General features: G+C 63.8%; 11 protein-coding genes. 5 read left to right on the top strand and 6 right to left on the bottom strand.

From position 1 onward, the window contains the following. Positions 1–74 precede the first annotated feature (74 nt). Together ACOYYX_RS13920 and ACOYYX_RS13915 are read left to right on the top strand one after the other, a co-directional pair. Positions 75–1823 (top strand): VWA domain-containing protein, encoded by a 1749-nt coding sequence (locus ACOYYX_RS13920; protein ID WP_422930503.1) that lies wholly within the window; start codon positions 75–77, stop codon positions 1821–1823. 207 nt (positions 1824–2030) lie between these two features. Further along, positions 2031–3311: a BatD family protein gene (locus ACOYYX_RS13915; RefSeq protein WP_422930502.1), complete on the top strand. Its 1281-nt coding sequence runs from the start codon at positions 2031–2033 to the stop codon at positions 3309–3311. 113 nt (positions 3312–3424) lie between these two features. Here ACOYYX_RS13915 and ACOYYX_RS13910 read toward each other — a convergent pair whose 3' ends face one another. From ACOYYX_RS13910 to purE, 3 genes are all read right to left on the bottom strand, one after another. Further along, complete coding sequence (locus tag ACOYYX_RS13910; RefSeq protein ID WP_422930501.1) at positions 3425–4606, bottom strand: DEAD/DEAH box helicase; 1182 nt, start codon at positions 4604–4606, stop codon at positions 3425–3427. 536 nt (positions 4607–5142) lie between these two features. Further along, positions 5143–6300 carry a 5-(carboxyamino)imidazole ribonucleotide synthase gene (locus tag ACOYYX_RS13905; protein WP_422930500.1) on the bottom strand — a complete coding sequence of 386 codons (1158 nt, stop codon included), beginning with the start codon at positions 6298–6300 and terminating at the stop codon, positions 5143–5145. After that, the gene (purE, locus tag ACOYYX_RS13900) at positions 6297–6794 is read right to left on the bottom strand and encodes a 5-(carboxyamino)imidazole ribonucleotide mutase (RefSeq protein ID WP_422930499.1); all 498 of its coding nucleotides are present in this window, start codon (positions 6792–6794) and stop codon (positions 6297–6299) included. Before purE ends, ACOYYX_RS13905 begins: the two co-directional genes overlap by 4 nt. A gap of 356 nt (positions 6795–7150) precedes the next feature. Between purE and ACOYYX_RS13895 the strand changes: the two genes are divergently transcribed. Together ACOYYX_RS13895 and ACOYYX_RS13890 are read left to right on the top strand one after the other, a co-directional pair. Continuing rightward, positions 7151–9421 (top strand): redoxin domain-containing protein, encoded by a 2271-nt coding sequence (locus ACOYYX_RS13895; protein ID WP_422930498.1) that lies wholly within the window; start codon positions 7151–7153, stop codon positions 9419–9421. A 190-nt stretch (positions 9422–9611) separates the two neighbouring features. Further along, positions 9612–10244 (top strand): radical SAM protein, encoded by a 633-nt coding sequence (locus tag ACOYYX_RS13890; RefSeq protein WP_422930497.1) that lies wholly within the window; start codon positions 9612–9614, stop codon positions 10242–10244. Between the two features lie 176 nt (positions 10245–10420). Here the strand turns inward: ACOYYX_RS13890 and ACOYYX_RS13885 are convergent, their stop codons facing one another. From ACOYYX_RS13885 to ACOYYX_RS13875, 3 genes are all read right to left on the bottom strand, one after another. Continuing rightward, positions 10421–10654 carry a hypothetical protein gene (locus ACOYYX_RS13885; protein WP_422930496.1) on the bottom strand — a complete coding sequence of 78 codons (234 nt, stop codon included), beginning with the start codon at positions 10652–10654 and terminating at the stop codon, positions 10421–10423. Positions 10655–10931: 277 nt separating this feature from the next. Continuing rightward, complete coding sequence (locus ACOYYX_RS13880) at positions 10932–11750, bottom strand: TatD family hydrolase (protein ID WP_422930495.1); 819 nt, start codon at positions 11748–11750, stop codon at positions 10932–10934. Next, on the bottom strand, positions 11747–12229 hold the full coding sequence (locus ACOYYX_RS13875; RefSeq protein WP_422930494.1) for a Fur family transcriptional regulator: 483 nt from the start codon (positions 12227–12229) through the stop codon (positions 11747–11749). Before ACOYYX_RS13875 ends, ACOYYX_RS13880 begins: the two co-directional genes overlap by 4 nt. A gap of 296 nt (positions 12230–12525) precedes the next feature. Between ACOYYX_RS13875 and nusA the strand changes: the two genes are divergently transcribed. Continuing rightward, positions 12526–14169, top strand: coding sequence for a transcription termination factor NusA (gene nusA, locus ACOYYX_RS13870; protein WP_422930493.1), 1644 nt, complete (start codon positions 12526–12528; stop codon positions 14167–14169). The last annotated feature ends 71 nt before the right edge of the window (positions 14170–14240 follow it).

Raw genomic sequence — 14240 nt, 5'->3', positions numbered from 1 at the left:
GAGTCGAATCGGGATCTTGTCATGCGCCTGTCAACGCCGCCCAACCGGGCGCAGTCACGAGGGTTCGAGCCTGAATGTTGAGCCTGTTCGCCCACCCGAATCGACTCTGGTTGCTGGCGTTCGTCCCGTTCCTGCTCGTGACGGTCCTCCGGGCACGCCAGCGCCGGGCGCGGGCCTGGAAGGCCCTGGGGCAAGACGGGCGGCTCACGGGCGACGGCGGCTGGGGCTGGGCGGTCGCGATCATCTTCCTCCTCCTGGCGCTGGCCCAGCCGCGTTGGGGCAACACCGGCGCGACGAACCTCCCGCCCGGGCACGACATCGTCATCGTCGTGGACGTGAGCCGGAGCATGGGAGCCGAAGACGCCGTCCCCAACCGCCTGGGCGTGGCCATCGAGTCGGCCGAGAGCCTCGTGAACGCGTTGAGCCGGGAGCGGGGCAATCGCGTGGCCGTCGTCGCCTTCGCCGGCCGAGGCGTCACCCGCTGCCCCTTGACCGAGAACCTTGGCGCGGCCAGGGAGGCCCTTCGAGCCCTCAGGCCTGGCGGGGTCAAACCGGGCGGGACGGACCTCGCCGCGGCCCTCGAGACCGCCGCCGATGCCTTCGACCCCGAGGATCATGCCGAGGGGAAGACGATCATCCTCTTCTCAGACGGCGAGGATCACCCCTCGCGCTGGCTGGCGGCCTCGCAGCGACTCCGCTCGCTGGGCATCGTCGCACACTCGGTCTCCATCGGAGACCCCGAGAAGGGGCATCCCGTGCCCGAAGGGGCGGGCAAGCCCTTCCTCTCCTATCGCGGCGAGACCGTCCTCTCAAAGCGCAACGACAAGCCGTTCGAGGGGATCGCCGAGGAGACGGGGGGAGCCGTCCTCAAGGTGGGGCTCGCGTCGGTCGACCTCGGCAGTCTGTACCTCAAGAAGATCACCCCCGTCGCCCGCCGCAAACGCGAGGCGATCCGCCCGCCCGAGCGCACCGAGCGGTTCAGCCTCTTCATCCTGGCCGCCCTCATCTCGGGACTCGCCGGTTCGTGGCCGGGCTCCGGGCGTCTGCCCCTGTTCTATCCCTGGTTCTTCGGGATCGCCCTGATCGGCTCGATCGGCGCGGGCGGAAATTCGAAGCTGCCCAAGGACTGGATCGAAGCCGGCCGGAAGGCCTTCGCGTCCAAACGCTTCGACGAGGCCCTCAAGGACTTCCAGCAGGCCTCCTCCGTGATGCCCGACCATCCCGTCCCGCTCTACGACCAGGGGGCGGCCTGTTATCAGCTCGGCCAGTATCCCGAGGCCTATGCGAGCTATATCAAGGCCCGTGAGACGGCCGATCCGTCGCTCCGGACCAAGCTCGACTACGTCCTCGGCAATACGGCCCTCGCCCTGGGGGACATCCCCGGGGCCATCCGACACTACGACGACTGCCTGAGTTCCAGGGCCCCGGGCAAGGCCCTCGACGACGTCCGACGCGATGCCGCCATCAACCGCCAGTTCGCCGAGGAACGCGCCAAGAACCCGTCGATCCCCCCGGATGCCGACGGCAAGCAGGACGAGGGGTCTAAGCGGCCCAAGCCGAGGCAGCAGCGAGGCGGCGACGACGAATCCGACCAGTCGAACCCCGGCATGGGAGACCCCTCGGATGGAGTCCCGCCCGACGACATGACCCCGAAGAACCGCTCGGGAGCTGGCGGAGCGGGCGGCGGCGGGCCGAACCCGCCCAAACCAGGATCGCCCGAAGCCAAACTCGCCTCGGCCATCGAGAATGTCAAGCAAGCCCGCAAGAGCCGCCTCGAAGAGGAAGAAGCCTCCAAACCCGAACGGGACAAGCTGGATTGGTAGGCGTAACGTGGCGAGCGACGCGAAAGCAACATGGGCGTTCCACAATACGTATCAGTTGGAACAACACAAATTCAATACCTTGCCAATCATTCGTCCGATCTCATCGACCTTTAATGCCTAAGCGGTAATCCGAGCCTTTCCTTTGACGGCTCGGAAGCGGTGCAGTCGGCCAATGGTCAATAGCCAGCGAGTTTGAGTCATCAAGGCATGCCCATTCTCTCCACGCTCCTCCTGCTCGTCGGACTCAACTCGGTCTCGCAAACTGAGGGGGCGGCCGCCGCGATCCCGATCTTCATCAAGGCCCCGCGAGGGCCCATCTACGTCGGGCAGGAAATTCCACTGACGATCCAGGCGAAGGTCGAGCTGCCACAGATCCAACTCATCCCGAACAAATCCACAGATGTAGACGTCGAGTTATCCCGGTCATCCCAGGATGCAGGTCGGAATCCGTCGCCGATCCTTCGGGTGACTCCCCGTCGCGCAGGCCAGGTCACGATCCCCGTCCTGACCTTCCGGATCGGCGAGAGGACCGGCAAGAGTCGACAGATAAAGTTGAACGTCGAGGTCGTCCCGAGTTTGGGCCGCCCCGCACAGTTCCTCGGGGGCGTTGGATCGTTCACGGTCGAGTCGAGCGTGGATCGGGGCCAGGTCAAGCTGGGAGAGACCTTCGAATACCGGATCAAGGTCAGCGGTCCAGCATCGCGCGGGATGATCCATCAGCCGGTCTTGAGACGATCGGAATCGGACCCGCCGGACTTCCGCATCGAGCCCCTGACCTCAGAGTTCAGCAGCGATCCTCCCACCCGCATCTTCCGCTACAAACTCCGCGCCCAGCGACTGGGTAAGTCGAAGTTGCCTCCCGTGTCCTTGAGCGCATTCGATCCGGCCTCGCGTCAGTTCGTGACCAAAGCGACGTCCAGGGTCGAGGTTGTCGTGCAGGATATCCCCCGCCTCGATCCAAATACGCTCGACTATCGGCTTCCCGAAGATCCCCCGCGATCGGAACTCTCCTGGCCCGCATTGAGCGCGATCGGCGCGGGGGTCGTGATGCTAGCAATCTCCGCCCGACGCGTCCGCAGATCCCTCCGACGAAAACGCAGCAATCGGGCGATCCAGCGGCTGACGACCTCGATCAGGAAGCAGTTGGCGAAGACCTCGAACCCGAACGAGGCCGCCAGGTTGATCTCCGAAGGTCTGACCGAATACCTGCACCACACGACGGGCCGACCGACCGGCGCACTGACGCCGATCGAGGCGCGCGACGGTGTCGTCCAGATTGATGAGGATGCTTTGCTGGGAGAGAGGGCCGAGAGGATCATCGCGAGGTGCGACAGGGCGCTCTTCGGGGAGGATGGGGCCGAGATGAATGGCCTGGTGGGGGTGGCTCTGGATTTCTTCCAAGACCTGGAACGACGACAGAAGTTGCGGTCGAAGTCAGATCCAGAGCCCTCGATGTCAAGAGAGGCAGACGAAACCACAATGGCATGATTACAAGTGGTTGCTACTACCTCTCTTCCTCCTAGCTCACCGCCATAACCAACGTCGTCACCTTGGACGAGGAAATACGCTCGCAAACTCGATGTGATTCGACCGACACCGTCTCAATACCTGGCGAAACTGCGCTCGCGCGTCGTGCTGAAAAGCTCGCGGAACCCCTGCTCTTGCTTGGGTTGACGCCTGTAGGCATCGAAACCATCGAGTTCGAGGACCGGGATGGTCTTGTTGATCAGGAGTTCGATCGCCGTGAGCGGCTCGCCCTGATCGGGGCAGACGAACATATAGGCCAGGCCGTTCTTACCCATTCGGCCTGTGCGACCAATCCGGTGGACGTAATTCTCTGCGTCGTCGGGGACGTCGTAATTGATGACGTGGCTGATATCGTTGACGTCGATGCCTCGTCCGACCACATCCGTGGCGATGAGCACCGAGATCGAGCCGCTCCGGAAACCTTGCATGACGCGGTTCCGGACGCTCTGGGCGAGGTCGCCGTGGATCGCCGCAACTCCGGAGACCTTCCCGCGCAGCTTCTCGGCAAGCCGTTCAGCCCCGCGCTTGGTCCGGGTGAAGACGATGCACTGGCTCGGTTCGTCTCGCTTGAGCAGATGCACAAGCAATTCGAACTTGCGGTCATTCTCGATTGTGACGTAGTACTGCCGGATCGATTCAACCGAAGGCTCGTCCTTCGAGAGATTGAGTTCGATGGGCTGGTACATGTACTTCTGGGCCAGCTTGCGTACCTCGGGACTCATCGTCGCCGACAGCAGCAGCGTCTGATGGGGATCCGGCACCTTGCGGAGGATCTTCTCGATGTCCGGCCGGAAGCCGATGTCGAGCATGCGATCCGCTTCGTCCAGGACGACATGGTAGATGTCGCCGAGGTAGAGCGTGTGCCGCTGGATGTGATCGAGGACACGACCGGGTGTCCCGACCACGATGTCGACGCCGCGCTGGAGGGCGCGAAGCTGACGTTCGATCGGTTCCCCGCCGTAGATCCCGGTCACGACCACGTCCTGGCCGCTGGCGAACTTCTGCAATTCCACCACGATCTGCTGAACGAGTTCGCGCGTGGGGGCCAGGATGATGGCCTGGGGCCCTTTGGTGCGAGCTTCGAGCATTTCAATGATGGGAATCCCGAAAGCAGCCGTCTTACCGGTACCGGTCTTGGCTTGTCCGATGACGTCGAATCCGTCAAGGGCTTCGGGTATGAGGGCCGCCTGGATCGGCGAAGGCGTGTTGTAACCAGCTTTCTTGAGAGCCTGGAGCATCGGGGGGCTCAACCCCATTAACCGAAATCCGGAGGAAAACTCCTCCACTGCGCGTTGAATCAAACAAACCTCCCGAAAGGAAAAAAGGAGAACCAAAACTTCATGGTGTCGTCCGTGACGGCCCCAATCTTTGGGATTGCCTCCTTGAATATCAGTTTATCACGCGTTCGTCAAAGGCAATACGATCGCGTGCCTGAGAAACTTACTAAAGATTGGACGGGCACCCTCGGCAATCAAGCCTATGAATATCGTAGATCCTTGCGCCGTCGAAAGTTGTGTTCCAACTCCTACGAGATTCCGGCCCCGAAGGTTCGGCCCAAGAATTCCAGTTTTCCCAGCCATCAACCCCAGACACCCTGGGTGAACCCCGAAGTTCGGGCCAAATGGTCGAGTTCAGCCAGGTTCCGCAATCCTTTTGATGAAATTCTCGTGGGCCGACCATTGCCACGGGGCGAGTGCATCCCCAGGCAGGATCGTTCGGTGTGACGACCCTGCGCAGTACTCCACTCGGCGAGGATCTCGCCGAGTCTCGAACGATGCCAGGCGCCTTAACCTCAACGTGCGGTCAGGACTCGTCGCGCGGCGAGGGCCCGGGCCAGCGCGATTTCGGGATCGGGGTCGAGAACCGTCATGTGGCCCATCTTCCGACCTGCGGCGGGGGTGCGCTTGCCGTAGAGGTGGAGCTTCACGCCGGGATCCGAACGCATGGCGGCGTCCCAGCGAGGCTCGCCGTCAGCCCAGAGGTCGCCCAGGAGGTTGACCATCGCGGCGGGGCGGGTGAGGTCGCTCTGGCCCAGCGGGAGGCCGGCGAGGGCGCGGACTTGCTGCTCGAACTGGCTGGAGACGGCCGCCTCGATCGTCAGGTGGCCGGAGTTATGCGGGCGGGGAGCCATCTCGTTGACGAGGAGTTCGCCCGCCTCTGTGAGGAAGAACTCGACGGTGAGCACGCCGACCGTCCCGAGGGCCTGGGCCACGGCCAGCGACAGAGACTGGGCATTCATCGAGACGATAGGCCCGACGGGGGCCGGCATCACGGTCGAGTCGAGAATGTGACGCTCGTGCCGGTTCAGAGCCACCGGATAGGTGACGGCCGAGCCATCGAAGCCGCGCGCGACGACTACGGAGACCTCGGCGTGAAACGAGACCCATTGCTCGGCGACGCAAGGGACGTTGCCGAGGCTCGACCAGGCGGACGAGGCGTCCTCAGCCCGCTCGAGGCGGATCTGCCCCTTGCCGTCGTAACCGGACGACGCCGTCTTAAGGATCAGAGGGAGGCCGAGAGCCTTGATCGCCTCATCCAGGTCGCCCGCCGTCAGCACAGCCCTCCAGGGGGCGTGCGGGATCTGATGCTCTTTGAGGAAGCTCTTCTCGCGGATCCGGTTCTGGCTCACCCAGACCGTCCGCCAGCCGGGGCGAACGAGCCGTCGCTTCGCCAGCCATCGCAAGGCTGGGGCGGAGACATTCTCGAACTCGACCGTGATGGCCTCGGCCTGCTCGGAGAGGCGTCGAAGGCCGGGGAGATGATCGGGAGGGGAGACGACCGACCAGTCGGCGACCTGGGCACCGGGAGCATCATCGGTCGCGCTCAGGACCCCCGCGCGGAAGCCCATGCGCTGGGCGGCCTGGAGGAACATGCGCCCGAGTTGGCCGCCGCCGATCACGGCGATCGAGGCTGGCGGATAGAGGATGCCGGGGCTTTCGTTCCTGCTCATTCCGGCGACTCCACGACCGAATCCGTCTGGTTCTGGCGGAAACGGGCCAGGGCCTCTCGAACCTCGGGTTGCTTACGGGCGATGATGGCGCCCGCGAACAGCGCGGCGTTGGCCGCGCCGGCGGTTCCGATCGCGAGGGTCCCGACGGGTATTCCCTTGGGCATCTGGACGATCGAGAGGAGCGAGTCGACCCCTCGCAGGATCTTGCTCTCGACCGGCACACCCAGCACGGGCAGGAGCGTGATCGCCGCCAGCATCCCCGGCAAGTGGGCGGCGCCCCCTGCCCCGGCGATGATGACCTCGATCCCCCGCCCCTCGGCTTCCTTGGCGTAGGCGAAGAGCCGGTCGGGGGTCCGGTGGGCGGAAACGACCTTCGTCTCGTGCTCGATCCCGAGTTCGGTCAGGAGTTCGGAGGCGTGGCGGAGTGTCTCCCAGTCCGACTTGCTACCCATGACGACGCCAACGAGCGGATGGTTACTGGCACTCCCCGACATGACGCCCCTCGATCTATCGCGACCCACAAGGAAGAACGGGACCGGCTCGCCTTCAAGCACTCGCTCCCCGACGAAACACTCGCGCGGACACAATCTTACCTCATGAATGCCCCCTCTCGAAATGCCCGCCCCAAACCGGCCTCGGATTCCCGGTCAGCACGCATCTCGATTCATTCAATGGCATGAGCACGCGATGGGTTCCGCGACCAAAGTTACATTCCCCCTAGGGTTTCGTGATGATTCAAGTTGTCGAACTTCCGTCCCTCCGGGGCCGGGGATGACTCGCAATTTCGAACAGAATCGGTGAGAATGTCGCTCTTCCGGGAGAGCGACAGCCAGGAACAGCGGAGTGGCGGATGATGAAATGGCAACCGTTCAGGGTCTTCGTACTGACCCTCTCAGCGTCGAGCCCGATCGTTACGTTTGGCGATGAGCCGACCAAGCCGACGGCCTCCGCGAGCGAGTCCAACCCCGCCGTCCCCGCCGCCGGGCATTCGATCCACGGGGAAGCGTTCAACGACGGCCCCCGCCAGCTCGCGACGATCGTCCCCGGCATGGGCAAGGTCCATTTCCCGGTGACGACCTCCAACCCCGAGGCCCAGGCGTTCATTGAGCAAGGGGTCGGCCAGCTCCATTCGTACTACTACCTCGAGGCCGAACGCTCGTTCCGGCAGGCCGCGAAGCTCGACCCCGAGCTCGCCATGGCCTACTGGGGCATGGCGATGGCCAACGTGAACAACGAGAAGCGGGCCCGTGGCTTCCTCGCCGAAGCCAGGAAGCGAGACTCCAAGGTCTCCGCAAGGGAAAAGCTCTACCTCGACGCCCTCAGCGCCCTCTACGCCCAAGGGGTCGACGAGAAGCAGCGCAAGAAGTCGCACCTCCTCGCGCTCGAGACGCTCGTCCAGGAATACCCCGACGACCTCGATGCGCGGGCCTGGATGGCCATGGTGACCTGGCAGAACGCCGGTTCCGACGGCATCGGCAGTCGCCAGGCGGTCGACCTCGTCCTCGAATCGATCCTCCAGGCCGAGCCGTCGCATCCCGGGGCTCATCACTATCGGATCCACCTCTGGGATGGAGTGAAGCCGATCCGCGCGGAGAAGTCGGCGGGCCTCTACGCCGGCACCGCCCCCGGCATCGCCCACGCCTGGCATATGCCAGGCCACACGTACACCGGCCTGAAGCGATACGCCGACGCCGCCTATCAGCAGGAAGGCTCGGCCCGGGTCGACCACGCGGCGATGCTCAAGAACCGCACCATGCCGTTCGAGATCCATAACTACGCACATAACAACCAGTGGCTGGCGACGAGCCTGAGCAACATCGGCCGGGTGCGCCAGGCCATCGAGGTCGCCAGGAACCTCGTCGAACAGCCCCGCGACCCCGAGAAGAACGGCAAGAACGACGGCGGCTCCGCCCAGCGCAGCGGTCGGACGCGCTGGAGCGAGATCCTCGCCCGTTACGAACTCTGGGATGACCTGCTCGCCGTCGCCAACTCCGGCCTCCTCGACTGGTCGGACAACCAGCTCGAACGCCGCGAGCGGGCCTATAGCCTGGGGCTCGCCTATGCCGCCAAGGGAGACTCGGCGAAGCTCGAGGAGCAAGTGGACGCCCTCAGGAACTTGATGGCCGAGGAAGCCAAATCCGGCCGGAAGAATGACGGCGGCAACAAGCCCATCGCCTTCCCCTACGACCAGGCGAACCCGATGACCCGCTCGGCCCTCTGCGAGCTTGAAGGCTATCAGCACCTGGCCAAGGGGGAGATCTCCGAGGCCTTCGAGCGTTTCGCCAAGGCCACCTCGATGCGGCCGGAGGCCCTGGCCCGTGCCCACATCGTCGCCAGGAACTTCGGATTCGCCGAGAGCACTGCCAAGAAGGCCGTCGAGAGCCAGGAAAACCAGTTCGCACCACTAGCCGCCCAGGTTGAAGTCCTGCACGCCGCCGGGAATGAAAAGGGAGCACAGGAGGCCTACGCCAAGCTCGTCCCCTTCCTCAAGACGGCCGATCAGGACCTGCCGGTCCTCGTCCGCCTCCGCCCGATCCTGGCCGGCTGGAAGGAAGCGAACTGGATCGCACCGACTGCGAGTCCGAACGCCGAGTCGTCTCCCGAGAAGCCGCCGCTCGCCCCGCTGGGTTCGCTCACCTGGACCCCGTCCGTCGCGCCCGACTTCACGGCGAACAACACGACCGGCAAGCCCTGGAGCCTCGCCAAGGCCAGGGGCAAGAACGTGCTCGTCTTGTTCTACCTCGGCGGGAAGTGCCCCCACTGCATGCAGCAGCTCCAGGAGTTCGGCAAGGAGATGGCCGAGTTCGCGAAACTCGACACCGAATTGGTCGCGATCAGCACCGACGACCTGGAAGCGACGAAGGCTTTGAAGGAGAATCAAGATGGCGTCAAATTCCCGATGCCGCTCCTGGCCGATCCCAAGCTGGACATCTTCCGCAGCTATCGGGCGTTCGACGACTTCGAGTCCTCACCGCTCCACGGCACGTTCCTGATCGACGCCCAGGGCGCGGTGCGATTCCAGAGGATCTCGGCCGACCCGTTCCTGGATGTGGCATTCTTGAAGGATGAGGTCGCCCGCGTGAACCGGCTCGTCCCTCCCGTCAAGGCCGAGAAGCACTGAGCCGAAGTGTCGACGCCCTTAATTCGATTGGATTCCCCCTTTGCCCGCCGGATACACGATGGTCCCCCTGCGTTCCGCCGAAGAATCTGTTCCTCAGCCCATCGCCGGCGGCCTCGAACTAGGGGTGGTTGACCCGGATCTCCTCCGTCGCCGTCTCCGGCCGCTGGAAGGGAAGCCGTCAGGGACGCTCATGATCCATGAGATCTACCGGAGCATCCAGGGAGAGTCGACATACGCCGGACTGCCTTGCATCTTCGTCAGGCTGACGGCGTGCCACCTCCGTTGTCGATACTGCGACACTCCCCATGCCTTCGCGCATGGGGAGCCCCTCGCGATCGACGACGTGGTCGCGCGTGTCCTCGAACTCGGGGACCAGCTCGTTGAGGTGACGGGGGGAGAACCGCTGCTCCAGCCCGAGGTGCTCCCCTTGATGAAGCGCCTCGCGGACGAAGGACGCATCGTCCTGCTCGAGACGAGTGGCGCCGTGGATATCGGCCCCGTCGACCCCAGAGTGCGCATCATTCTCGACCTGAAGACGCCGAACTCCGGCGAGGTGGAAGCCAACCTCTGGAGCAACGTCGAGCGTCTCAAGCCCATCGATGAGGTGAAATTCGTCATCTGCGACCGGACCGATTTCGACTGGGCCGTGCAGCAAGTGAAGGACCATGCCCTACTTGCGTGTTGCCCGATCCTCTTCGGTCCCGTGCATGGTCGGCTCAATCCGACCGACCTCGCCGCCTGGATCCTGGAAACGAAGCTACCGATCCGCCTCCAGCTCCAGCAGCACAAGATCCTCTGGGATCCGGCCGCCCGCGGCGTCTGATCCCAGCGTCGAGGCACACTCAGGAGGATGCCTCCCCTGGCGTGGAGGGGCTGCCTCTCGCGATCTCGTGTCAACCCAGGATCACAGTGCAACCGCGATCCCGAGGGCTCCCGTCCGGGAAGTCGATGGGTCATGCGCGGGAGAATTCCCGGAGACCCCGTCGCGTCCTGCGGCTGTTACCAGGAGCCCCCGATGGGGACGCCGATGATCCGCTGCAGGGCGATAATCCCGACGAGATAGCCCACCACACGCAGGAGGACCTGCGAGAGGTTGCCCAGGAGACGTTCCACGCCCTGGTGGGTCGACAGACTCTTCACGCCGCTCCGCAGCGTGATAATCAGGCCAAGGCACAGGAGTCCCGCAATGGGACCCAGCACCAGGAGGGCTTTGATAGGGGCCCAATCGCTCATCGTCATGACCTCCGCTCTACTCTACTGGCTTCGTGCCGAATTTTATGGCCGAACTGTCGGCAGACTAGGACTCACCGCCCGGAGAAAGGTTCGAATCGCTGTCACAGCCCCGAGAATCGGCATCGGCCGTGCCACCCGCAGAACCCCCAAGCCGCACGAGGTTTACCTGCAAAGACTATACCCGATAATTGGCAGGGTCTCTGTGAATCTTTCCCAAATGTGCGTTCCAGGTAAAACACGATGGGTATCCCTCCCCACGATTGATCGGAAATGAGATTTAAATCAGGTCGTCGTCGGGTATACGAAAGAGCCTTCGTGCGTTGTTCGTCGTCATTGCCGCGAATTCCGCGACGCCGATCCCGCGAAGTGACGCGAGAAGGGCCGCCGTCGTCGCGACGCGCTGGGGCTCGTTCGTCCGACCCCGAAACGGATGTGGGCTTAAATAAGGGCTATCCGTCTCAACCAGGATACGGTCATCCGGGACCCGCACGCTGACGTCGCGGAGGGGATCGAGCGACTTGTTCTCGAAGGTCACCATCCCCGCGAACGAGATATGGAGCCCCACATCAAGGAAGCGGGCGGCGTGTTCCCAGGTCCCCGTGAACGAGTGGAGGATTCCTCGCACGGGCCTGCCGAGCTGTTCGAGGCATCCGAGGATGTCGTCCTCGCTGTTCCGGCAGTGAATGACGACGGGGAGGTCGCGTTCCTTCGCCAGGTCGAGATGGCGGTGGAACCACTCAATCTGCATGGCGAACGGGGTGTCGTCGCGAAAGCGGTCGAGGCCCGTCTCGCCGAGCGCCACGACCTTCTCGCGTTTGGTCAGCGCCTTGATACGCTCCCAGTCCCCCTCGCGGCACTGAGTCAGATCGTTGGGATGGATGCCAACCGCGGCGAAGAGTCCCGGACGCGGTCCGACCAGTTCGACGATCGATTCGCTGTCGTCGGCGGACGTGGCGATCACGACAACCTGGCCGACTCCCGCGGCCCGGGCGCGAGAGAGCACGCCGTCGAGGTCGGACTTGAGGCGGGTGTCATCGAGATGTGCGTGGGTGTCGATGAGCCAGGAGGACGCGTTGCGTTCGAGATCGAGATTCATCGTTCGGCAGATCCCTCGGCCCCCGACATCGACGCATCTTCCTGATCGAAAAAGCCGACGAGCTCGAGTCGGTATCCGGTGACGTGGAACCCCTGATCGCGCAGCTCGCTCGTGAGTTTGGGGTCCAGTCGGTCGATCAGGCCTGGGTCGAAAGTGGTCGGCAAGTCGCGAACTCTACCCGACTTGAGGCAGCGCAGGTGATAATGTTGCTCGCTCCGGGCGTCGTACCTGGCCGAGCCATCCCCCTCGGTGAGCTTCGTGGCGATACCGCACTCGACGAGGGCCTCGAGAGCCTTGTAGATGGTCGCGAGGCTGATCCTGGGCACGTCGAAGCGGACCCCCTGGAAGACCTCTTCCGCCGTCGGGTGGTCGTCGGTCTGGCTGAGGTACTGATAGACGGCCAGCCGTTGGGGTGTGCAACGCCATCCGCCGGCCTCGAGGGCCTGCCTCACGTCTTCGTGATGGAAGTCGGAACTCATCAAACGTCCCTCACCCTCAAGAGTCGCACACGCAATTGTTGGGACGCTTGACACTCCTGTCAACCGCTTGTTAAAGTAAAGCCCGGCACCGTACGCGGATGGAACTTCCGCGCCGGTCTACGTCTTGCGACCTGACCCGCGGCCTTCGCGGGCAACCGTCGCAGACGTCCAAGGAGGCGTGGCCCAGGGTCGGCCCGCTGAGGTTTTAACACGAACCACGCCTCCAAAAAGGCGTGGTTTTTGGTCAACCTCAGCGTTCGATTATTCCCGGCTCATCTGCGCCTCGGAGGATTTCCATGAGCGTCGATCTGGTTCGCATCATCGACAGTATTCATCGCGAAAAGAATATCGCCAAAGATACTCTTATCGAGGGGATTCAGTCGGCGCTCGCGACGGCGGCCAAGAAGCACTATCCCGAAGCCTCCGAGATTATCGTCCATATCGACCCCGACAATTGCGATATCCAGGCGACCAAGGACGGGGTCAAGATGGACCCCGCCGAGCTCGGCCGGATCGCGGCCCAGACCGCCAAGCAAGTCATCATCCAGAAGATCCGCGAGGCCGAGCGAGATAGCCTCTTCGACGAATTCGAGGATCAGCGAGGCGACCTCATCACGGGGACCGTCCAGCGCTTTGAAGGTGGTGCCGTCACCGTCAACCTCGGCAAGACGGACGCCCTCCTTCCCCGTAGCGAGCAGATCCCGGGCGAGAGCCATCACCCGAACGAACGCATCCGCGCGGTGATCCTCGACGTCCGCAAGGTCGGGCAACGCGTCAAGATCATCCTCAGCCGCACCCATCCCGACTTCGTCCGACGCCTCTTCGAGCTCGAAATCCCCGAAATCGCCGACCAGATCATCTCGATCCGGGCCCTGGCTCGCGAGGCCGGATATCGCTCGAAGGTGGCCGTAACCTCGATCGACTCCAAGGTCGACGCGGTCGGGGCCTGTGTCGGCGTGCGCGGGACGCGTATCAAGAACATCGTCGACGAGCTCGGCGGCGAGCGCATCGACATCGTCCGCTGGAACGAGTCGCTCCAAGTCCTGATCCCGAACGCCCTGCAGCCGGCCGAGATCGACGAGGTCATGCTCTGCCAGCTCCTCGGTCGGGCCATCGTGCTCGTCCGCGAGGACCAACTCTCGCTGGCCATCGGCCGCCGAGGGCAGAACGTCCGGCTGGCCTCGAAGCTGGTCGGGTGGGACATCGAGATCATGACCAGCGAGGAGCTCGACGAACTCATCGAAAAGGCCGTGGGCGCCTTCACGAAAATCGAAGGGGTCGACACGGATCTCGCCGAGAAGCTTGTCGAGCAAGGCATACTTAGCTATGACGACCTCTCGGTCATGGAAATCTCCGACCTGGTGAACACGATCGAGGGTCTCACCGAAGAACTAGCTGTGGAGATCGTCGGCCGCGCCGAGACCCTGGCCGAAGAGCAGGCGGACGAGATGCCGAGGCGGAAGGGGGCCCGACCCCCGGCGCCGGCGGCTTCGGCCGACGCGACGACCGAAGAGGCGTCGGCGGGCGGAGATGGGACCGAGGCAAGGGGGGCGCGGAGTGCCCGGCCCACCCTGGATGATTTGTTTGGGAGTGCGGCCCCGGCCTCGGCCGAATTCGAGGAGGCGGGGGAGCAGGAAGGTGCGGGATCTGAGGCCATTGACGAAGAGGCGGACTTGACAGACTCGGAAGAGTCGGATGAGATCCGCGATCTAGCTCTCGCCGAAGAACCGCTGGATGAGGAACGAGATCCCGAGGTGACGTCGGTCCCGAGTAACGAGGATCAGGACGAAACATTGCGGATCGTGACGGAAGCGGTAGAATCGGGAGATTCGCCTCAGGAGATCGAGGCTGGCGCGGGGAGCGTAGACCCGGAGCCCCCTACAAAACCCATCTCGGCGGACGACGTCGAGGAAAGTGAATCGGATATGCACCAGCCATGAGGCCCCGCATGGGCCTGCCACCGCGGTCCGACTGCGTCGAACTACCCCCTTGAGCAAAAGGGCCCCTGGGG

It is taken from the genome of Singulisphaera chitinilytica, assembly GCF_049331405.1.
GTDB lineage: Bacteria > Planctomycetota > Planctomycetia > Isosphaerales > Isosphaeraceae > PoT.
Note: the sequence above shows the minus strand (reverse complement) of the source record. Positions and strands in the feature narration are given on the sequence as shown.

What these genes read in the sequence shown, in the direction of transcription:
- ACOYYX_RS13920 (WP_422930503.1), top strand. Translation starts at nt 75, where the DNA reads ATGTTGAGCCTGTTCGCCCACCCGAATCGACTCTGGTTGCTGGCGTTC.
- ACOYYX_RS13915 (WP_422930502.1), top strand. Translation starts at nt 2,031, where the DNA reads ATGCCCATTCTCTCCACGCTCCTCCTGCTCGTCGGACTCAACTCGGTC.
- ACOYYX_RS13910 (WP_422930501.1), bottom strand. Translation starts at nt 4,606, where the DNA reads ATGGGGTTGAGCCCCCCGATGCTCCAGGCTCTCAAGAAAGCTGGTTAC.
- ACOYYX_RS13905 (WP_422930500.1), bottom strand. Translation starts at nt 6,300, where the DNA reads ATGAGCAGGAACGAAAGCCCCGGCATCCTCTATCCGCCAGCCTCGATC.
- purE (WP_422930499.1), bottom strand. Translation starts at nt 6,794, where the DNA reads ATGTCGGGGAGTGCCAGTAACCATCCGCTCGTTGGCGTCGTCATGGGT.
- ACOYYX_RS13895 (WP_422930498.1), top strand. Translation starts at nt 7,151, where the DNA reads ATGATGAAATGGCAACCGTTCAGGGTCTTCGTACTGACCCTCTCAGCG.
- ACOYYX_RS13890 (WP_422930497.1), top strand. Translation starts at nt 9,612, where the DNA reads ATGATCCATGAGATCTACCGGAGCATCCAGGGAGAGTCGACATACGCC.
- ACOYYX_RS13885 (WP_422930496.1), bottom strand. Translation starts at nt 10,654, where the DNA reads ATGAGCGATTGGGCCCCTATCAAAGCCCTCCTGGTGCTGGGTCCCATT.
- ACOYYX_RS13880 (WP_422930495.1), bottom strand. Translation starts at nt 11,750, where the DNA reads ATGAATCTCGATCTCGAACGCAACGCGTCCTCCTGGCTCATCGACACC.
- ACOYYX_RS13875 (WP_422930494.1), bottom strand. Translation starts at nt 12,229, where the DNA reads ATGAGTTCCGACTTCCATCACGAAGACGTGAGGCAGGCCCTCGAGGCC.
- nusA (WP_422930493.1), top strand. Translation starts at nt 12,526, where the DNA reads ATGAGCGTCGATCTGGTTCGCATCATCGACAGTATTCATCGCGAAAAG.